Below are 19,422 nucleotides of genomic sequence, written 5' to 3' on the forward strand. Positions count from 1 at the left end.
TTTGTTTATTTCTGATTTATATATAAAACTATTCTGAAGAAATAACAACTCAATCTTGCTGAAAATCTGAACGTTTGTATTATAATACACAAAGAAAGTAAATTGTTGTAATAAAGTTTATTCGATCTTCTATAAAAAGTTATTTGAAGAATATGCAACTAAAAATTCCAAATATGGTCAAAGTCCTGTTCTCTGTATTAATGTTTCTAATGATTCACCTTTCCTGCAGTAAACAAAATCAACCCGTAACATCAGATAATGGGATGGTTGTTTCAGTAAGCTCTTATGCGTCTCAAGTTGGTGTTGAAGTTATGAAGAAAGGTGGAAATGCAATTGATGCTGCCGTTGCAGTTGGATTTGCACTTGCAGTTACATATCCGTCTGCGGGCAATTTGGGCGGAGGTGGATTTATGGTTATTCATCTTGTTGACGGAACTAACACTGCGATTGATTTTCGTGAAAAAGCTCCAATCTCAGCACACAGAGAAATGTTCTTAAATGATAACAAGGAATTTATTCCAAAGTTAAGTCAGAGGGGAACAACTTCGGCTGGAGTTCCGGGAAGTGTTGCCGGTTTACTTTATGCACTCGATAAATACGGAACGTTGTCTCTCGCAGAAGTAATTCAGCCTGCAATCGATCTGGCAAGAAACGGCTGGAAAATTGAGAGAAGAGATTCAATTTATTTCAGTAACACCATTTCGCGGTTCTCAATGTATCCATCATCAATGAAAATATTTACAAAGGACAGCGTGCCATATTCAACCGGAGAATTGTTTGTTCAGAAAGACCTTTCTCGGACTCTTGAACAAATAAAAGAAAACGGCATTGACGGATTTTATAAAGGAAGAGTCGCTGAACTTTTAGTCCAACAGGTTTCTTCAATGGGTGGATACATAACTCTCACTGATCTTGAAAAATATCAACCGGTTGAAAGAGAGCCAGTAATCGGAACTTATCGTGGCTACGAAATTGTTTCAATGCCGCCGCCAAGTTCAGGAGGAATTGCTCTTGTCGAAATGCTGAACATTCTTGAAAATTATAATTTGTCCGACGAAGATTGGCAAAGTTCAACCTACATTCATCATCTTGTTGAAGCAATGAAGTACGCTTATGCGGACAGAACTTATCATCTCGGCGATGACGATTTTTATCCTGTGCCGAAAGATCAACTGACATCAAAAGGATATGCAAAAACTATCTTTGAAAGAATTGAACAGAATAAAAATAAAGCTGTCCTTTCTTCAGAAATAAAAAATTATGAAGTCAAACAAGTTTACGAGAGTACTGAAACTACTCATTACTCAGTCTATGATTCTTATGGAAATGCAATTAGTGTTACTACAACTATTAACTCGTCATTTGGTTCCGGAATCGTAGTTGAAGGTGCAGGTTTTCTTTTAAATAATGAAATGGATGACTTCAGCGGAAAGCCCGGAGTAATGAATCAATTTGGTTTGCTCGGAACAGAAGCAAATTCAATTCAGCCTGAAAAAAGAATGCTCAGTTCAATGACACCAACTATCATTCTTGAAGATAACAAACCCTTCATTATAATTGGTTCACCTGGCGGTTCACAAATTATTACAACTGTTCTTCAAGTAATTCTAAACTGTATTGATTACGATATGAATATCCGCGAAGCGATTGAAGCACCGAGATTTCATCATCAGTGGATGCCGGATTCAATATTTTATGAACAGAAAACTTTAACACCTGAACTAAGAAATAAATTAACCGCATTGGGTTATCATTTTCATGATGAAGGTGCTGACAAGCGGCGAATCGGAATTGCCGAGGGAATAATGATCGATCAAAAAAATAAAATTATTTACGGTGCTTCAGATCCTCGTGGTGGCGGATTAGCTATGGGATATTAATTGCCCGAAGTTGAATACCGGAGAAGAAGTAAAATTATGGGTGAGAGTAAGAAATTGTAATCAACATCAGGTTCAGACTGCACAATTACTTGAGGACATGATACAGCGTAACTAAGTTTACTGTTTAGAAAACCTTATGGATCAATTCAGACAAATAATCATTTACATTTTTATTATCGGTGCTGCACAGGGAGTTCAGCTTGCAGTTGTACTTTTCAGGAAAAAAGAAAACCGACTCGCGAGCAAAATGCTGGCAATTACAATGCTGTTGTTTGCAATTGACCTCGTCGTCAGTGTTTTGTTTCTTACGGGAGATATTTTAAAAGTCCCTCAGTTAATGGGAATAGGCAGTACACTTCCTTATGTGTATGGACCGAATATTTTTATCTATACGCTGCTTTTAACAAGAAATGAAAAAATCTTTAAGCCGGTCTATTATCTTAATTACATTCCTTTTGTACTTGCACATATTTATGGCTTATTCTTTTTTTATTTCCAGCCACATTCATTCTACGAAAAATTATTTACACCAAATCCAGATGTGCCATGGCATCTTGAGTTTCTTGGCAATTTTATTCCTGTCTCTGGTATTATTTACACAGTTTTAACAATTCGCGAAGCAATGAGATACGACAGCAGAATAAAAAATTCTTTTTCAAACATAGATAAGATTAATCTTCGCTGGCTTATGTATTTTGTAACAGGATCTGCAGCGATATGGATAATTGTGATCCTGGTATTTGCAACAAATATTATTTATGGAGATGAAATTCGCGCAAACATTCTTATCTATATCGGAATGGCTGTGTTCATCTTTCTGATTGGATACCGGAGTTTGCGTCAACCGGAAGTTGTATTGATCGAATCTGAAAAGCCAGAACAAAAACAAATAAAAGATAAACCGGCGTCATATAAAAAATCAGGATTATCTGAAGATATAGCATCTGAATCTGTAAATAAATTGAATGCTTTAATGAAAAATGAAAAACCATTTCTTAACAGCGAACTGACTCTTTCAGATCTTGCGGCAAAGATTAATCTATCAACTCACAACCTTTCCGAAATAATTAATACAAAACTGAATCAGAATTTTTATGATTATGTGAACGGCTACCGTGTCGAAGAAGTAAAAAGATTAATTGAAAACGATTCAACCGGAAAATTTAATTTGCTCGGACTTGGGTATGATGCCGGCTTCAGCTCAAAGAGTACTTTTTATTCTGCATTTAAAAAAGTTACTGGTATCACACCTGCACAATACAGAAATGATACCCGGAAAGAAAAAGTTGCCTGAATTTTATCCCGAACTGACACACCGCTTGTATCCAACCCACCTCTAAATCTCCTCCAGGGAGGAGACTTTGTTTTTAGTTTTGTCTTTTTATTTTCTCAGTTATCTATCCCAATAAAGAGTATTGCCTCCTCCCTGGAGGTGAGGGTGGAGTAGATCAAATTAAACGGGAAAAATATTTTTATTAAGTTACTGTTTAAATGAAGCGAAGAAAAATAATTCCATATAATCCGAAGCTTAAAGAGTTCGCAAGAAAACTGAAAAATGACAGCACATTCACAGAAATAATGATGTGGAATTATCTGAAGAAAAAACAATTGCGTGATTTTGATTTCGACAGACAAAGACCAATTGATAAATACATCGTTGACTTTTATTGCAAGGATCTATTCCTCGTCATCGAAATTGATGGCGAAAGCCATTACGGAAACCCTGAGAAAGATAGAAAGAAAGATAAAAGGTTAAATGAGCTCGGTGTTAAAGTTTTACGATTCGATGATATGGAAGTAGTGCATCAACTGGACAAAGTACTCGAAAAAATTGAAAGATGAATTGATGAGAATGCTAAAACGTGAACCCAACCAACTTCTAAATCTCCTGCGAGGAGAAGACTTTCATATCTGTTGTATCTTTTCATTAGTAAAATTGTCTATTTGAAAAAAGGAACCTTGTCCCCTCCTGGGAGGGGACGAAGGGGTGAGTTTCAAAACCCAAACTTGAAATCAAGATTTGATGACCAGCCGCTGAAGCTTGCATCAGAGAAATCAGCATAATTAACTCCCGCCGCAAAACGATATCCGCCTGACAAACCAAGCCCGAACCAGTTTGTGAGGTTATAATCAATTGAAGCTCCTGGTTCAGTTATAAAAAAATAATCATGACCTCCCAGATTTTCATAATCAACTCGTCCGGCACCAATCATCATCATCCCGGTTAAATAAAATCTGTCAGACAAATTGTATTTATATGTAACCTCGGCACCGCCATAGCCAAAATGAAGTTCATCCTGACCTACCTGATTAATATATGACCCTCCCAATTTATCCGGAATCAATCCATGACCGATCAGTCCAATGCTTACATTATTATTAATATTATATCCTGCTCTCATTCCACCGAAAAGTCCCCAGCCTCCATTTAAAGTCGCTGTTTTAGCAATCAGATCAGCATAGAAGTGGTTCGGATTGACGCTGCTTTGCGAAAATGAAATATCCTGTGCAGATAGCTGAAAAGTTATAAGCGCTACAAAAACAGTGATAAGAAATATTTTCCCCTTACGATTGTCCGCCTTTTGCGAATTTGAATAACTGAACATTTTAGGTCTCCTTTGTTTGTTAAAAATTACGACCCAAAATTATTTAATACTTAAAGCGAAATCGTTCTTTCCGATGGGATAGAACTGCTATTCCGTTCTTTACTATAGGGAAGAACTGTGGTTTGTGATACAACGCATAAATCCATGTCGTCATCCTGAATTTGTTTCAGGATCGGAGTGTGTTATTGCGATCCGGCAATTGATGGAGAAGCAATCTCTGAATCTGGAAATTAATTTCTTCATTTGATATGAAATTGGGGCTTCAGACAAAAAGAGAGAAAGTAAGTTTTAATTTTTATTCAAATTCTTCGAAGTAGATTGGATAATTCAAATCAGGGTTATGCTTTTTAAATCTTTTCATCGCTGTTTCGTCAAAATCAATTCCACCAAGCTTATTAATATTCGTCATTATTGTGGGTAAACAGTAGGTTTCCATCTTTTCACTTATTTGGTAAGAATCAAATCTGAATACATTCCAACCTTTAGAAGTTAAATCATTATTTCGGAGATTGTCTTTAGTTGCAAATTCTGGATTATGATGATATCTATCGCCATCGGCTTCAATATTAATTTTTCCTTTTTTACAGTGGATTGCAAAATCAAGAAAATAAAATTTCTCATCTATCTTAACTACTTCCTGTCTTTCTGCACTTATTCCATTTCGTTTAAACTCGGCCCAAAGTCTGTCTTCAAGTCTGCTTCCATCAAACAAGTCATTAACTTCAACAGCATTTTTGAATTTTTTATGTGTGGTTTGTATGAAAACAATTCTTCGCCATCTTCTGCTGAGAATTGGTTTTGATATTGTCTCTAACTTTTTAAAAGAGATTTTATAATAATTTCGTTTTGATTTATAATTTTCTTTTTCATCGGGAAATAATTGTTTCCGAGTGACCGTTTCTATCTTTGAAACTTTTGCATAATGAATTATCATTTGTGGAAAATCTTTAATCGTATTTGTATAATAGAATGCAATCCACATTGGAGGCCAGCGATTTTTTATTAGTCGTTCAGCTTTATCAGTTGGGATTCGATACCAATTCTGGTTTTGAATTATTTCAAAATCAGAAAGATTGTTTACGATTCCGACTAAGAGTTCTTCAAATTTACTCATCAACGAAATATTTTTTGTAAATTATAAATGAAAATTAATAATCAATCTTATGAATTCCTTTTATTTCAATAACCATTCCATAGTTAGCTCAGAATAATATGAATCGTGCTCTCTATTCTGACACAATAAATAATTTTCAAGTTACTTCTATTGATGAAATTATCGGTAAAATTTCTTCGGGTAGTGAATTCGCTTGCAAGTAATATCAATTAAAACACTGAAAGATTTCTGGAAAAAGCACCTGGATAGTGAACAGCCGTTAAGAGCATGGTACTCTGAAGCACGAAAAGCCGAATAGAAAAAACCGGTTGATATAACCAAACATTACAGGTCAGCCAGCGTTCTGACTAATAACCGGATTGTTTTTAATATAAAAGGAAATGACTACAGAATGATCGTTGCAATTAATTACAACTATAAAATCATTTATGTCAGGTTTATTGGTACACATAAAGAATATGACAAAATAAACGCAAAGGAAATTTAAGATGAAAATCAACCCTATTAAAACAAAAAAGGACTACGAAGCAGCGCTTAAAAAAATAGATCAGCTTTTCGATGCAAAGCCAAACACAAATGACGGTGACTTGCTTGAAGTTCTGGTCACACTTGTTGAAGCCTATGAACAAAAGCACTATAAAATTTTTCTACCCGATCCTGTTGAGGCGATTAAATTCAGAATGGAACAAATAGGTTTAAAACAATCCGACATCGCAGATATAATCGGTGGGAAAAACAGAGCATCAGAAATTCTAAATAGGAAAAGAGAGCTTACCGCAGATATGATGCGAAAACTTCACAAGAAATTTAACATTCCTGCTGATTCATTATTAGCTTAATTCCTTGCACAATATAGAATAAATTGGAATTGCAGAAATTTAATTTGTTTTCTCAAAAGGCGGAACTTCAATCGCCGCAAAAAATATAAGAATACTCCGTATGAGGCATAACTTAAGGAAGTCAGATCCGTCTACACTTCGTTTCGCCGGACAGGTAAGATTTTAAGTTTGACTCCAATATTCTTTTCGTAGAGTTGTGTTTCGCTTTTATTCTTATTTCGGATAGTTATAAGTTCCGAACCAGGAATAAGCTTTTTTTAATTTACCTTTGTTTGAAATCTCATTAACGAAATCCGGATCCATTAAACCCTCGCCACCAAAAAATCCCCGCCTTTCATAACAAATTAATTTTTCTGATTTAATCAATTCAAGATATTCATTTGCCTTCTTCACCCATTCTTCATAAGTCTCCAGTTCTTTGTGATCATATAGCATATGAAAATGAGGAAAACCAAAACCAACTGTTAAATCTTCATAGTCTCCCCACGCTGTCGAAACCCATATTGACGGATTTCCAGGATAAGGAGACGGCCACTCAATAGTGAATCTTTCCCCCCATTCTTTTTCATTTACAGCAAGCATCAACCAGACGGGAAATTGTTTGTAGATTTCAAACAGAATATCTTTTGCAATCTGATCAAGTTTGTCAAAATTTAGATTTGAACCTAATCTAGCAATCTCTTTCTCAAGAGGGACAAGGTTCTTTTCTGGAAAAAGATCTGAAGCCGAAAAAACAACTTCGTCAGATTTAATCCTGCAGTCATACTCTTTTATGTTATTTAAAAAAAAGATTTTTGCTGCTTCCCTTGTACCTTCAGCATCGATGTATTTAATATTCGGTTTGTCAAAATAAACATCTCCAACAAAGTGAACTATGTGTCTGCGTTTTTCTTTCTCAAACAAAATATAATTCCTTCTATAAAATGATTGACTGGAAGCAATAATATAAAAATTAGAGTGTTAAAATGTCATCATTTTGTAAAATCAAATCGTATGTGGTAAAATTTCAAAAAACAGGACAAAACACTTTCCTTACCTCTTTTCTTTTTTTCATAGATTCCTGCTTTCACGGTAATGACAATACAGGAAGATTTTTTTTCGGAGTTGAGATTCTTTCGGTTGTTTCCCTCCCTCAGAATGACACTTCGTCACTTCGACAGAGCTTTTCCTGAGATTATAGAAGGACTCAGGAATTCAATAGATAAATAAAAAAGCCTTCCGTTTTTCAGAAGGCTTTTATCAACAAAAAATTTTAATTCTCTATACACTAATTGCCGGTATCTGTTCAGCTTTCTTGTTCATTTCGTTCTGAACAATAAACCAGACTGCCGGTGAAAAGACGAGCCATAATACAAACAGCAGCCATTTGTTAAAATGATCTGGTGAAATTTTTTCATAGAGCTCGGAGAATTTATAATACGAATAGAAAGCTCCGAATGGAATGAAAAGTAAAATCGTCCACAGTCCCGGCGAAGCATTGGCATCCTTACCAACAAATTTCATTTCTTCAGAGATTTTAAAGAACCAGTAAATTGCATAAATCCCAAAGGTTATTATCACCAGCCCTACTTGTCCGAGCATGTTTCTTTTTTTTATCATAAGATTTTCCTCCCAAAACATTGATGAATAAATTGAATATTTAATAATTCAGATAATAAAAAGCATCTCTGCATAAAAAATACTGAGGATGATTTGATAATCAAATTTTTGTTGTAATCTTTTTTGTTGGTTTACAGACTTGCAGAATAATATTCCCGAAAAGAGATATTCAGAATTCTTTGTACGGGGTAATTCATAATGATAGCCTTGAAAAATCCGGGAACAGGTTGTGAATTTTGCCTGTTCCCTTTAAACTAAAAATTATTTTTTCAGGGAAATTTCTCTCATCAGTTTGGTACCAAGCAGAGTTCTTATATCATCATAATTAGTAATTGTCATTTCATAATCGTCTCCCATTTTATCTCTTATTTTCTTCTCAATTGCATCGAACTTTGCATCTCTTTGCTCATCAGGATCAAAGGCAGCGAGGTTCTTGTTTTCTATCATCAGGAGAAGATCGAAGTCATCTTCATTCGCTGGATTTCCTTGCAAAATTTTATAGGAAAGAATCAGTCCTTCCTTTTTAGCTTCATCCATATTGGCAACCCATGTGTTTGCCAATCCTTTTAAATAATCCTCACTTTTATTAGCGCTTGTTCTTACAAAAGTAAGTGACCAGACTGTTCCCTCTTTGTATAAGTCTTCCTCCTGTGCAGAAATTTGTTCGAAAGAAAATAGGAATAGAACAGTCATCAAGACAGAAAAATACAACACACTTTTCATAAAGGCTCCTTAGTTGTTTGATTGATTGATAATATGTTAATGGTATGAAAAAACATTAACCTCCGTAGTGATATTATGGATATTTAAAGATATTATCAAAAGACTAAAAGGTATGATTAAGTTTAATCTTTCCTTGTTGTGCCGGTCTGATAAATTTTGAAGAAGAAGGGTACAAGCCTATCCGAATGATAACGGTGTTGACAAATGAAATACACATTACTTTCATTTCAACCCGAAAAAATCAAATTAAGTTTTCCATCTTATAAAATTTTATTAGCTTGACTCTACTCTTATAATTTCATTTCACTCTAATATATTGGGAGGACTATGGAAGTTTTTGAATCTGTTCTCACACAGATAAGCGATATGCTTTGGGGTTATCCAATAATAATTCTTCTGTTCGGCACACACCTTTTTCTTACATTCCGTTTAAAATTTATTCAAAGGTTCATCGGCAAAGCAATAAAAATTTCTCTCCGAAGAGATAAAGAAGGAAAAGGAGACATAAGTCAGTTTGGTGCTTTAACAACCGCGCTTGCTGCAACAATCGGAACAGGAAATATTGTCGGAGTTGCAACTGCTGTTGCTGCCGGAGGTCCCGGTGCAGTTTTGTGGATGTGGTTAACAGGAGTTTTTGGAATCGCAACGAAATATAGTGAAGCACTTCTATCGGTGAAGTATCGTATAAAAATGCCGGATGGTTCAATGGCTGGCGGACCGATGTATGTTATTGAAAGAGGGTTGAATCAAAAATGGCTGGCGGTTTTATTTGCTGCATTCACATCGGTAACTGCTTTTGGAATTGGTAATATGGTTCAGGCAAATTCTATTTCTTTGCTTGCACAGGAATCTTTTCAGATTCCAATGTGGGTAACCGGATTAATTTTAACTGTGCTGACTGCAATAGTAATTATTGGTGGAATAAAATCCATCGCCAGAGTTTGTGAAGGATTGATTCCTTTTATGGCTATCACTTATGTTCTCGGCTGTTTGATAATTCTCTTTATGAATCTTGAAGGAATACCGAACACAATTTCATTAATATTCAATTCGGCTTTTACAGGACAAGCGGCAATCGGCGGATTTATTGGTGCAGGTATGAAAGAAGCAATGCGTTACGGAATTGCACGAGGATTATTTTCAAATGAATCTGGATTAGGAAGCGCACCAATTGTTGCTGCCGCTGCACAGACCAAAAATCCAATTCGCCAGGCGTTGGTTTCATCAACCGGAACTTTCTGGGATACAGTTGTAGTGTGTGCAATGACAGGTCTTGTGATTGTAAATTCAAATGAATGGATGGAAGGATTATCCGGGGCGGCTTTAACAAATCAGGCATTCAGAGATTTTCATATCATCGGTCCGATTGTTCTTACACTCGGACTACTTACATTTGTTTTCTCAACAATTCTTGGCTGGTCATATTATGGTGAGAAAGCTGCTGAATATTTATTCGGAAGCAAAGTTATTAAGCCATATAGATATCTGTGGGTTATTTTTGTGATGATTGGATCCGTCCTCTCATTAAATATTGTCTGGACATTTGCAGATATCACAAATGCATTGATGGCGCTACCGAATCTTGTTTCGTTAATCTTTCTGAGCAAAGTAATCGTTAATGAAACACAAAAATATTTATGGAGCGGAAATCTTGAGCAGGAAAATGATGAATAGATATTTTTATTTAAATTATTTTTTAATATCCGGCTAATTCGCTATCTGCAATAATTTTGGTGGACTTTAAGATTTTTAATCTTTGTGATTGTTTTTGAATCTTTGAAGGATTTTTCAACCCTGTTAAAATCATTTTGATTTACACGGTTCGCCAAACAGCTTAATTCGATTTGCATAAACCTGTTTTTCTGTTAAATTATTTTTATGAACCGTTTTTACTTCCTCTTCGCTAAAAGGTTTAAAGTTTTTGGGTAGAAGTTGTTTATTATTTCCCAGATCACTCGAGATATAGTTCAACACTTTTGCAATTTGTTTGTCATTTAAAATTCCACCCCATGCAGGCATCGAAATTCCTTTATCATACGCTACATTATTAACACATATTTTTCCATTTAAGCCAAATAGTACAACCTCTATTAAATATTTACGACCATGTTTGTTACTTATTAATTCCGGAACATGGCCTACATGCGGTGGATAGAAACCTTTTACTCCAGCACCGCTATCCAAATGACAACCAGAACAGTTACGATATAAATCTTTCCCGCTCAATTCATTTTTGTTTTGAAGAGCTGTATAGCCGCACACAAGTGCGGCCGCTATTATAAAATAAAAAAGTTTCATGGATAACATGGTATTATTAATCCTTATAGAGTTCGATCAATATAGATCTTTGCCCAAAGCTTCCTTTTCAGCAGCCGCAGAGACAAGAACTAGTTCAATATGATAATGAGTTGCAGATACTCCAGGATGAGGACCACTGTAAATGAAATTCACATGATCTACTTTTTTATTTCCAATTTTATTCAAAACATTTTCGGCCTGATTTAAATAATTATTCTGGCTATTAAGTTTTTCTAAAGGAATCATAAAAACAATTTTTATCAAATTACCTGATTTATCATAAGCAAGAAACGGACCTTCCGGAAGTTTTGAAGTATCCACGTATAACGTTCCTAATCCAGGAACAAAATCCGGTAATGCTCCATTTAAAGCTTTGCTGACATCTGCATATGGCGCTGGTGGTGGACTTTTTAACAGACTGCTATTATCTTTATCCTGAGCTGAACTAATATCAGGAATAATCATAAAAGTAAGTAATAGCAGTACGAACCCTAACGACATAATCTTTTTCATTTTAAACCTCTCAAAAAAATTGATTAAATATTTTAGTTAAATTTTAAGGACGATTCTTGGATGAAATCAAAGTTGCAAAGGTTACAAAATGAACTTTTCTCCTTTTATTTTTATTAAAAATTGGTTGGAGTTAAAATTTTATTTGAAGAGATAATAAAACAGGCTTGAATATGAATGAAATAATAAGTCCTTAACATTTTTATACATGATTTAAATCAAAGGATTTACTAATCAATCAAACTATATTTGTTCAAAAAGAGTTGAATATGAACGAGATATTATTAAAATCGAAAGAAACGCTTAGGCTTCAAAGTGATGAAGAGATAATCAATGAAGTTAAATGGGGGAATGAAGAATATTTTGCTGAAATTATAAAAAGATACAATCAACGGCTATATAGAATTGCAATCAGTTTTGGAATTGATGATGATGATTGTGATGAGGTTCTGCAGTTAACTTATATTTCTGCTTATGAAAAACTTAGTCAATTCCGTGGAGATGCCAGGTTCTTCACTTGGCTTACCAGAATTCTCATAAACGAATGTCTCATGCTAAAGCGAAAAAATAAGAAAGTTATTCATCTAACTGAGGACAAGGCTGTAACTATTTCTGACTCTGTTCATCTTAATCCTATAGAAAGTCTTATGGAGAAAGAAAGAAAAGAAATACTTGAAAATGCCATCCGGAGTTTGCCGGAAAAATACAAATCCGTGTATATGTTAAAAGAAGTAGAGGGATTGAGTGTTCTGGAAACTTCAGAAGTTTTAGCAATTTCTGAAGTAAATGTAAAGGTCAGATTGCATCGCGCAAGATCTATGTTAAAAAATGTTATCAGTGAAGTTGCTGACGTATCGACCTTGTTCAGTTTCGGCAATGAAAGATGCGACAGAATAAATAATAAGATAATGGATTATATAAGAACGCAGGAGAATAAAACTTAGTATTTTTGTAATTCATATTCCACATCCAAAAGTTATTCTCATTATTTCTAATAAAAACCTTTCCTAAATCATCCATTCAACATATCTCTCAAAATTATTTTGCGTCGAATGAATTACAAAATAAATTCAAACTTGAAAAATATAATTGAATAAGAATCGAATTAATAAAAATGAATTTTTGTTTCTTAGTAGATATTCATTAGCGATAGTACGACAAGCGGAATATTAATGACTGCTAATTTAAAAATTAGTTTTTCAGAATCTTCATCTTGTTGACCTAAGTCATTGTTAACTGAAATTTGTTTGAATATGTTATCTTAGATTTTAAATAAAACTGTGAATTACTTCTGAAAATTGAAAGGTTAACACAATCCAGGCTTTGGTGTTTGGTTAAAAAATTTCATATGAAGTTTTTCAACTTTTTAGAGTTAAAGTTTGATGTGCTTTTTTCTATCTATAATTACAAGCACATTGAATGAATAGCTGTAATGGCTAAATATAAATAAAGTACAAAAACATAGGAGAAATAAATCATGTCAAAAAGAAAAGGAACAGCAGAGTGGAATGGTAATTTCAAAAACGGTAAAGGCAAAGTTAAATTTGGTTCGTTCGAAGGAGATTATTCTTTCAAATCACGTTTTGAAAATGGTGCTGGCACAAATCCTGAAGAAATGATTGCTGCAGCACACGCCGGGTGTTTCTCAATGGCTCTTTCCAAAGATTTGTCAGACAAAGGATATGAACCAAAGAAAATACAAACAACCGCCGAAGTAAGTATTGAAATTTTGAAGCAGGGACCCAGAATCACTCTGATTGAATTAAATACTGAAGTTGATGTGCCAAATTTGAGCAAAGAGGAACTCATCAAATTTGCTGAAGGTGCAAAAAAAGACTGCCCGGTTTCTCAGGCATTAAAAGGTGTTGATATTAAATTAAATGTAAAGCTTAAAAAAGTTGCGGAAAGTTTAGTTAGTAATTAAAGTTTAAACATTTTTTTAACCGGTCAGAAGTATATAGAATTAAAAGGAAGTAATTTAGCTTCTCGATAAACGAAACTAGAAGATATTTGTGGAATGGAAATCTCGATCGGGAAAATGATGAATAAATATTTTTATTTAAATTATTTTTTAATATCCAGCTAATTCGCTATCCGCAAGTTTAGTGCTTGTTAAGATTTTTAATCTTTGTGATTTTATCTGAATTTCAGAAGATTTTTTCAGCCAGGTTAAAGTTTTTTCAAGCGCAACTTCAATTGGAGTAATTCTATAATTCAATTCTAGAACTGCTTTGCCGGAAGATAATTTTTGACTTTGAAGCAGAAACTTCAGCCACTCTTGAGTAATCAACGGATGACTTCCCGAAAGTTTTGCTGATGTTTCAATTAACCATACTAACTTTTCTGCCATTTTACTTTTCAGATTTATTCTCAGATGTTTCTTCCCCGAAATTCTGTCTGCAATATCGTAAACATCTTTGAGGGTTTTGTTTTCGCCGCCAAGAATATAACGTTGATTAACGTAATTGCCCGAAACTGCCGAAACAATTCCTCGCGCAATATCTTCAACGAATGCCCAGTTTGAAAACTGTTCTCCACAATCGATCAGAAATGGTAATCGATTCTTCAGGTAAAGCGAAAGAGCTTTCGTCGCTCCGTTTGCATCGGTCAGCGAACCAATACCGAACACACTTGCCGGATAAATTATTGTATAATGCAGGTTTTTATCGGAGTAATCTTTGACAAGCTGTTCAGCCATTGCTTTCGATTCCGCATAATCACTAAAACATTTTTTAGGTCTCACTAATGAATCTTCACCAATAACGGGCATAGGTACATAAGTACACGCGGACAGACTTGATGTAAAAATAAATCGTTTCACTCTACACTGCTTTGCTGCTTTGAGCAGGTTTTCAGTTCCACGATAATTTATAGTGTAAAAATCTTCTGGGTGTTTTGATGTGGTTTGCACTAAAGCTGCAAGATGAATGATAACATCACAGTTTTCCGTTGCTCTGATAATAGCGTCAGCATCATTAATATTCCCCTCATAAATATTTAACCCGGGATGATTTGAATTAAATATTTTTGATTTGTCTCTTACCAGAACGTTCACAGATTGTCCTTCGTAAATCAAATATTTGAGAACATAACTGCCGATAAAACCCGTGCTGCCAGTTAGTAATATTTTCATTTTAATTCCTTTCACTATTACTAACATGGAATATTGAAGTAATTTAATACAACACACGGATCTAGATTAAAGTAAGATAATAAATCTATAATTTCCTGAACTCCTAAATTCAGATGATGATACAACAAATCTATAATCTCTTCAATACTGAATCCTGCTTCGTACAATATTTCAACAGTTACAGGAATAGTAAGATTATAGACTATAATCAAAATATCCGCAATGTTTTCAATATTCACATTGAGCTGCTTTAAAAGTGAAGTTGTAGCTTCTGCAGAATAATGGAAATAATCTTTCAGTACAATTCCAATTTGTTCGTAGCTATATTGAAGTTCAATAAGCACTTCAGTTATTTCGCTAACGTCATAATCTTTTTCTTCAAGCAGCTGAGTCATTTGTAATGTGGAAAGATTGTATAAATCTTTTAACACATTTAGCACTTGAATAACCGGAAAACCATTATCTGATAAAAATTGGAAAACTTCTGAAGCCGAAGAGTTATAAATTGTTCGTAGTGCATCTGCTATTTCAGAGGCTGTGCATTCGGCTTCAAGAATTAAAATTTTTACGTCTTCTTTGGTTAGCTGAAAATTATTTATAAGAACTTTAATTACTTCTGTGGAGTTGTCACCAACGTCTTTAAGTATTATCAGGATAAGTTTTTGGTTTTCCTTAAAAGTATTTTTAAGAATTTGAACTTTACTTTCAATATTCACAACCTTTTGCAGAAAATATTTCAGATCTTCCCGGCGCGTTTTTAATTCATCCGCATATTCAGATAAAATTAACTCAGCAATATCGGCTTCGGTTTTATTTTTCAGAATTTCAATTAGTATTGGTTCAGCTAACCTTGAATTGTATTCGTAAGCAATGTGAATGGCTTTAACCACATCACTTACGGAATAGCCGGCATTATACAATGATTTAAGAAGCACATTATCATCAAAACTGAACTCTCTGTCAATGGTTATTGCTGCTTCAACAACTTCAACTCCCTGATTGAACAATTCAACAGTTCGTTTGTTAAGTTTTTCGTTATCATTTATAGGAGGTGTAACAACCTCATCTTCGCTGCATCCGATTATTAAGAGGATTAACAGCAACATTGCTAAAAATAAAATGTTTTTCATTTTAATCACCTTTCTTTTGTTTGATTCTATCCTAAAACTATGTTGTACAATGCGGGGTTGTGTCATTATATTGTCAAAGAATTGTCATTTGTTGGAAGACCTTCCGCAAAAAACAATATTGTGATAAGATGAATAATTATTATTTTGTTAAGAGAATTTCAGATTTGGAGTGATATAGAATGATCGTAATAATAAAAAATAAATCACTAATTACTATTGCAATTTTATTTATAAGTCTGTTTCAATTAAGACTTGAGGCACAAACACATTTTTCTCAGACAAATTTTAAAAATAATTCTGTTTCATATTCCTCTGATCAGCCATTTGCATCATATTGGTTTCCACTTGAAATTTTAAGCTGGTCACCTTCAACTGATCCGGATGCACCATACAATCGTTCCGGTGTTCCATTAAAAAATAAATTCGTTGATACATTATTAATTATAAATTCTAACTCAAGAGTAAATGAAGCAAGAGTAAATCCGTTGTCAGCGTTTGCACCAACGAGTGATAATCCTTCACAGGGTTCTTTGAATATTAATTATTATTCTTTCAGTTACTGGCAGTACGTTGACCGGCTTGTATTCTGGGGTGGTTCTGCCGGCGAAGGATTAATTCTTGCACCAAATTCTACTTTAATTGATGCAGCACATCGCAATGGAGTAAAAATTTTGGGAAATGTTTTCTTTCCTCCGACTGTTTACGGGGGACAGTTTCAATGGGTGAATGATTTTCTCCAGAAAAATGGAAATACTTTTCCTGTTGCTGATAAATTAATTGAAGTGGCAGAATATTATGGATTCGATGGATGGTTCATTAACCAGGAAACTGCTGGCGGCAATTCTCAGACAGCAATTAATATGAGAGATTTTATGATTTACTTCCAGGAAAATTCTGATCTTGAAATTGAATGGTACGATGCGATGACAGAAAATGGCAGCGTCTCCTGGCAAAATCAGCTTAACTCACTAAACGACTGGTTCTTTCAATGGGGTGATACTCTTGTTTCCGAAACAATGTTTTTAAATTTTTGGTGGAACTCAACCGGATTAAACAATTCAAGAACACTCGCTCAGAGTTTGAACAGAAATGAGTTCGACTTATTTGCGGGAATTGATGTTGAAGCAAACGGATATAATTCAAGCATAAACTGGTCAGCACTTTTCCCGAATAATCTTCCTCATGTAACATCACTTGGAATTTACAGACCTGATTGGTGTTATAATTCTTCAACAAGTCTTGCAGACTACTATAATCGTTCAAGTATTTTCTGGGTTGGATGGAATCACGATCCGGGCAACACAACAACATCAAATAACTGGAAGGGTATCGCCAATTATATTCCAGATAATACTCCGATTACTGAAATTCCGTTTGTCACCAATTTTTGTACCGGGCAAGGTTATGATTTCTACATCAATGGAGAAAAATTATCTTATCCTGAATTATCGGCAACCGGATGGAACAATCTGTCACTTCAGGATGTTCTTCCTTCGTGGCGATGGATAGTTCAAAGCAGCGGAATAAAATTAATTCCTGAATTTGATTTTACTGATGCATATTACGGCGGGAACTGTCTAAAAATTTCCGGAAATCTTTCAAGCGATAATCTGATAAAACTTTATCATACAAATTGTTTAGTTTCTTCGGATACAAAAATTGATCTCGCATTTAAAACTGGAGCTATTGGTTCAACAAATATGAAAGTCGGATTGGCATTTGAAAACGATCCATCATCATTTACTTTTTTTGATATTGGGAATACAACTTCCGCAGACTGGAATTTAAAAACTATTGATATTGGTTCATTCAGTGGACAAAAAATTTCTGTTGTTGCTTTATTTTTTACCGGCGGTTTTGGAAGCGGCTACCAAATCAAAATCGGAAGGATGAGTATTTATAATGGCTCGATTGACATTCCGGATCCGCCAGCAAATCTTTTCATAGAAAATAAAGTTGATGAGCAAGGATTTGTAACTTTAAGATTGCGCTGGGATCATTCAACAAGTGAAGTCTATTATTATAATATATTCAGAAGAAATCAGGATAGCTCATTAACATATCTTGGCGGAACAGCAAACAATGCATACTTCGTTCCATTTATTAAATATGAACCGGGAGACAGTTCAGTATCTGTTCTTGTTCAAACTATCGGTAACGAGTTTGGTGAATCTCCTTTTGCCGAAACTTCATTCGAATGGTTTTCTCCACCGGGAATTGCAATCAATCCTTCTCCTGAAGATGGAGATACTGTTTTAGTTCGCAATCCAACTCTTGGGTGGACTCCGGGAAACGGTTCTTCATCGTTCGATATTTTTCTCGGAACAACTAATCCTCCGCAATTTATTCTCAACACAACTTCAAATTCTTTTCAGACTGAATTATTAAATTCAAACACGACCTATTACTGGAGAATCGATTGTAAAAATCAATACTATACTACACAAGGAGATGTTTGGAGTTTTACAACAGGAATTTCAATTGCAGATACAAATGGATTTGCGCTTCAGTTTGATGGAACTGATGATCTGTTGAATTGCGGTAACGGAAGTTCATTGCAAATAACAGGAAATAAAATTACTCTCGAAGCATATATAAATGTGAATGAATTTAAAAGTCAGCCATTTGCAGGAAGTGTAATTGTAAAAGATCAGGGATCAAATAGTTCCGGATACATGATACGATGTGGAGGAAATGGTATTATTAATTTTAATATTGGTAACGGAAGTTGGCATGAAATTAATACTTCCGCTAATGCTGTTCTGTTGAATCAATGGCATCACGTCGCTTCAACTTATGATGGAACAAATATGAAAATTTATGTTGATGGTGAACTAAAAGCTCAGTCAAATTTATCATTTACAATTGGCAATGCTAATAACAGCAATCTATTGATTGGTGAATCGCCCGGCTTTCCAGGAAGAGTATTCAATGGAAAAATTGATGAAGTAAGAATCTGGAATGTTGCACGATCACAATCTCAGATCATAAATACGATGAACACAATTTTATCTTCTGAATATTATTCGTCTCCTGACAGTGGGCTTGTTGGTTACTGGAGACTGGATGAAGGAACAGGACAAACAGCAGAAGATTTTTCTTTCTTTGCAAACAATGCAACTCTGGGTTCAACATTAAATCCTGATTTAAACGATCCATCCTGGGTTGAAGCAAATATTCTGATTGTAAATGTTAAAGATGAAATTAAAAATAATTCCATTCCAACTGAATTTAGTTTATCACAAAACTTTCCGAATCCATTTAATCCTTCAACAAAAATAAGATTCACAATCCCAGCCTCATCCTTAAATCCCTTCTCCAAAGGAGAAGGGACTTTTGTAATCCTTAAAGTTTATGACATTCTCGGAAACGAAGTTGCAACATTAGTTAATGAAGAAAAGACCGCAGGAAGTTACGAAGTTGAATTCGGTGGTCATTCTGACGAAGGTCAGAACCTGCCTGCCGGTAGGCAAGGTCTCGCAAGTGGAGTTTATTTCTATCAGCTAATAGTCTCGGCTGGGCGAAGCCCAGACAGAAAAGCTGGCACATTCATTCAAACAAAGAAGATGGTTCTTATCAGATAAATGGAT

Annotated in this window: 17 protein-coding genes and 1 pseudogene; 9 read left to right on the top strand and 9 right to left on the bottom strand. The window is 34.6% G+C overall.

The features are described 5' to 3' along the window. The first annotated feature begins 173 nt into the window (after positions 1 to 173). The 3 genes from ggt to HND39_05695 all read left to right on the top strand — a co-directional run bounded on the left by ggt (position 174) and on the right by HND39_05695 (position 3,722). Positions 174 to 1,880, top strand: coding sequence for a gamma-glutamyltransferase (gene ggt / locus HND39_05685; GenBank protein ID QKJ97898.1), 1,707 nt, complete (start codon positions 174 to 176; stop codon positions 1,878 to 1,880). A 136-nt stretch (positions 1,881 to 2,016) separates the two neighbouring features. Beyond that, positions 2,017 to 3,174 (top strand): helix-turn-helix transcriptional regulator, encoded by a 1,158-nt coding sequence (locus HND39_05690; GenBank protein ID QKJ95811.1) that lies wholly within the window; start codon positions 2,017 to 2,019, stop codon positions 3,172 to 3,174. A 197-nt stretch (positions 3,175 to 3,371) separates the two neighbouring features. Continuing rightward, positions 3,372 to 3,722, top strand: a complete 351-nt coding sequence (locus HND39_05695) for an endonuclease domain-containing protein (GenBank protein ID QKJ95812.1) — start codon at positions 3,372 to 3,374, stop codon at positions 3,720 to 3,722. 152 nt (positions 3,723 to 3,874) lie between these two features. Here the strand turns inward: HND39_05695 and HND39_05700 are convergent, their stop codons facing one another. Next, positions 3,875 to 4,486 carry a hypothetical protein gene (locus HND39_05700; protein ID QKJ95813.1) on the bottom strand — a complete coding sequence of 204 codons (612 nt, stop codon included), beginning with the start codon at positions 4,484 to 4,486 and terminating at the stop codon, positions 3,875 to 3,877. 295 nt (positions 4,487 to 4,781) lie between these two features. Beyond that, a complete protein-coding gene (locus HND39_05705; GenBank protein QKJ95814.1) occupies positions 4,782 to 5,600 on the bottom strand; it encodes a DUF559 domain-containing protein in 819 nt (272 codons plus the stop codon). 193 nt (positions 5,601 to 5,793) lie between these two features. Here HND39_05705 and HND39_05710 point away from each other — a divergent pair. Both HND39_05710 and HND39_05715 read left to right on the top strand, forming a co-directional pair. Next, positions 5,794 to 6,087 (top strand): annotated as a pseudogene (locus tag HND39_05710) (type II toxin-antitoxin system HigB family toxin). A gap of 1 nt (position 6,088) precedes the next feature. Next, a complete protein-coding gene (locus HND39_05715; GenBank protein ID QKJ95815.1) occupies positions 6,089 to 6,439 on the top strand; it encodes a helix-turn-helix domain-containing protein in 351 nt (116 codons plus the stop codon). Positions 6,440 to 6,652: 213 nt separating this feature from the next. Here the strand turns inward: HND39_05715 and HND39_05720 are convergent, their stop codons facing one another. From HND39_05720 to HND39_05730, 3 genes are all read right to left on the bottom strand, one after another. Then, the gene (locus tag HND39_05720) at positions 6,653 to 7,342 is read right to left on the bottom strand and encodes a hypothetical protein (protein ID QKJ95816.1); all 690 of its coding nucleotides are present in this window, start codon (positions 7,340 to 7,342) and stop codon (positions 6,653 to 6,655) included. Between the two features lie 357 nt (positions 7,343 to 7,699). After that, positions 7,700 to 8,038 carry a DUF4234 domain-containing protein gene (locus HND39_05725; GenBank protein QKJ95817.1) on the bottom strand — a complete coding sequence of 113 codons (339 nt, stop codon included), beginning with the start codon at positions 8,036 to 8,038 and terminating at the stop codon, positions 7,700 to 7,702. Positions 8,039 to 8,299: 261 nt separating this feature from the next. Further along, positions 8,300 to 8,761 (bottom strand): hypothetical protein, encoded by a 462-nt coding sequence (locus tag HND39_05730; GenBank protein QKJ95818.1) that lies wholly within the window; start codon positions 8,759 to 8,761, stop codon positions 8,300 to 8,302. A gap of 327 nt (positions 8,762 to 9,088) precedes the next feature. On the opposite strand from HND39_05730, the gene HND39_05735 reads away from it, so the two are divergent. Then, positions 9,089 to 10,435 carry a sodium:alanine symporter family protein gene (locus HND39_05735; GenBank protein QKJ95819.1) on the top strand — a complete coding sequence of 449 codons (1,347 nt, stop codon included), beginning with the start codon at positions 9,089 to 9,091 and terminating at the stop codon, positions 10,433 to 10,435. Between the two features lie 129 nt (positions 10,436 to 10,564). Here HND39_05735 and HND39_05740 read toward each other — a convergent pair whose 3' ends face one another. Both HND39_05740 and HND39_05745 read right to left on the bottom strand, forming a co-directional pair. Beyond that, the gene (locus HND39_05740; protein QKJ95820.1) at positions 10,565 to 11,059 is read right to left on the bottom strand and encodes a cytochrome c; all 495 of its coding nucleotides are present in this window, start codon (positions 11,057 to 11,059) and stop codon (positions 10,565 to 10,567) included. A gap of 36 nt (positions 11,060 to 11,095) precedes the next feature. Further along, entirely contained in the window at positions 11,096 to 11,572 is a 477-nt protein-coding gene (locus HND39_05745; GenBank protein QKJ95821.1) for a hypothetical protein, read from the bottom strand. Positions 11,573 to 11,838: 266 nt separating this feature from the next. Between HND39_05745 and HND39_05750 the strand changes: the two genes are divergently transcribed. Both HND39_05750 and HND39_05755 read left to right on the top strand, forming a co-directional pair. Next, entirely contained in the window at positions 11,839 to 12,513 is a 675-nt protein-coding gene (locus HND39_05750) for a sigma-70 family RNA polymerase sigma factor (GenBank protein ID QKJ95822.1), read from the top strand. A 533-nt stretch (positions 12,514 to 13,046) separates the two neighbouring features. Next, positions 13,047 to 13,493: an OsmC family peroxiredoxin gene (locus HND39_05755; GenBank protein ID QKJ95823.1), complete on the top strand. Its 447-nt coding sequence runs from the start codon at positions 13,047 to 13,049 to the stop codon at positions 13,491 to 13,493. A 147-nt stretch (positions 13,494 to 13,640) separates the two neighbouring features. On the opposite strand, the gene HND39_05760 is transcribed toward HND39_05755, so the two are convergent. Continuing rightward, positions 13,641 to 14,702 carry an NAD-dependent epimerase/dehydratase family protein gene (locus HND39_05760; protein ID QKJ95824.1) on the bottom strand — a complete coding sequence of 354 codons (1,062 nt, stop codon included), beginning with the start codon at positions 14,700 to 14,702 and terminating at the stop codon, positions 13,641 to 13,643. 20 nt (positions 14,703 to 14,722) lie between these two features. Then, entirely contained in the window at positions 14,723 to 15,832 is a 1,110-nt protein-coding gene (locus tag HND39_05765) for a hypothetical protein (protein QKJ95825.1), read from the bottom strand. A gap of 179 nt (positions 15,833 to 16,011) precedes the next feature. Between HND39_05765 and HND39_05770 the strand changes: the two genes are divergently transcribed. Continuing rightward, positions 16,012 to 19,416: a hypothetical protein gene (locus tag HND39_05770; protein QKJ95826.1), complete on the top strand. Its 3,405-nt coding sequence runs from the start codon at positions 16,012 to 16,014 to the stop codon at positions 19,414 to 19,416. Positions 19,417 to 19,422 lie beyond the last annotated feature (6 nt).

The sequence above is a fragment of the Ignavibacteriota bacterium genome (assembly GCA_013285405.1).
Lineage (GTDB): Bacteria > Bacteroidota > Ignavibacteria > Ignavibacteriales > Ignavibacteriaceae > IGN2.

Coding starts and splice junctions, on each gene's coding strand:
- ggt (QKJ97898.1), top strand. CDS start 174: ATGGTCAAAGTCCTGTTCTCTGTATTAATGTTTCTAATGATTCACCTT.
- HND39_05690 (QKJ95811.1), top strand. CDS start 2,017: ATGGATCAATTCAGACAAATAATCATTTACATTTTTATTATCGGTGCT.
- HND39_05695 (QKJ95812.1), top strand. CDS start 3,372: ATGAAGCGAAGAAAAATAATTCCATATAATCCGAAGCTTAAAGAGTTC.
- HND39_05700 (QKJ95813.1), bottom strand. CDS start 4,486: ATGTTCAGTTATTCAAATTCGCAAAAGGCGGACAATCGTAAGGGGAAA.
- HND39_05705 (QKJ95814.1), bottom strand. CDS start 5,600: ATGAGTAAATTTGAAGAACTCTTAGTCGGAATCGTAAACAATCTTTCT.
- HND39_05715 (QKJ95815.1), top strand. CDS start 6,089: ATGAAAATCAACCCTATTAAAACAAAAAAGGACTACGAAGCAGCGCTT.
- HND39_05725 (QKJ95817.1), bottom strand. CDS start 8,038: ATGATAAAAAAAAGAAACATGCTCGGACAAGTAGGGCTGGTGATAATA.
- HND39_05730 (QKJ95818.1), bottom strand. CDS start 8,761: ATGAAAAGTGTGTTGTATTTTTCTGTCTTGATGACTGTTCTATTCCTA.
- HND39_05735 (QKJ95819.1), top strand. CDS start 9,089: ATGGAAGTTTTTGAATCTGTTCTCACACAGATAAGCGATATGCTTTGG.
- HND39_05740 (QKJ95820.1), bottom strand. CDS start 11,059: ATGAAACTTTTTTATTTTATAATAGCGGCCGCACTTGTGTGCGGCTAT.
- HND39_05745 (QKJ95821.1), bottom strand. CDS start 11,572: ATGAAAAAGATTATGTCGTTAGGGTTCGTACTGCTATTACTTACTTTT.
- HND39_05750 (QKJ95822.1), top strand. CDS start 11,839: ATGAACGAGATATTATTAAAATCGAAAGAAACGCTTAGGCTTCAAAGT.
- HND39_05755 (QKJ95823.1), top strand. CDS start 13,047: ATGTCAAAAAGAAAAGGAACAGCAGAGTGGAATGGTAATTTCAAAAAC.
- HND39_05760 (QKJ95824.1), bottom strand. CDS start 14,702: ATGAAAATATTACTAACTGGCAGCACGGGTTTTATCGGCAGTTATGTT.
- HND39_05765 (QKJ95825.1), bottom strand. CDS start 15,832: ATGAAAAACATTTTATTTTTAGCAATGTTGCTGTTAATCCTCTTAATA.
- HND39_05770 (QKJ95826.1), top strand. CDS start 16,012: ATGATCGTAATAATAAAAAATAAATCACTAATTACTATTGCAATTTTA.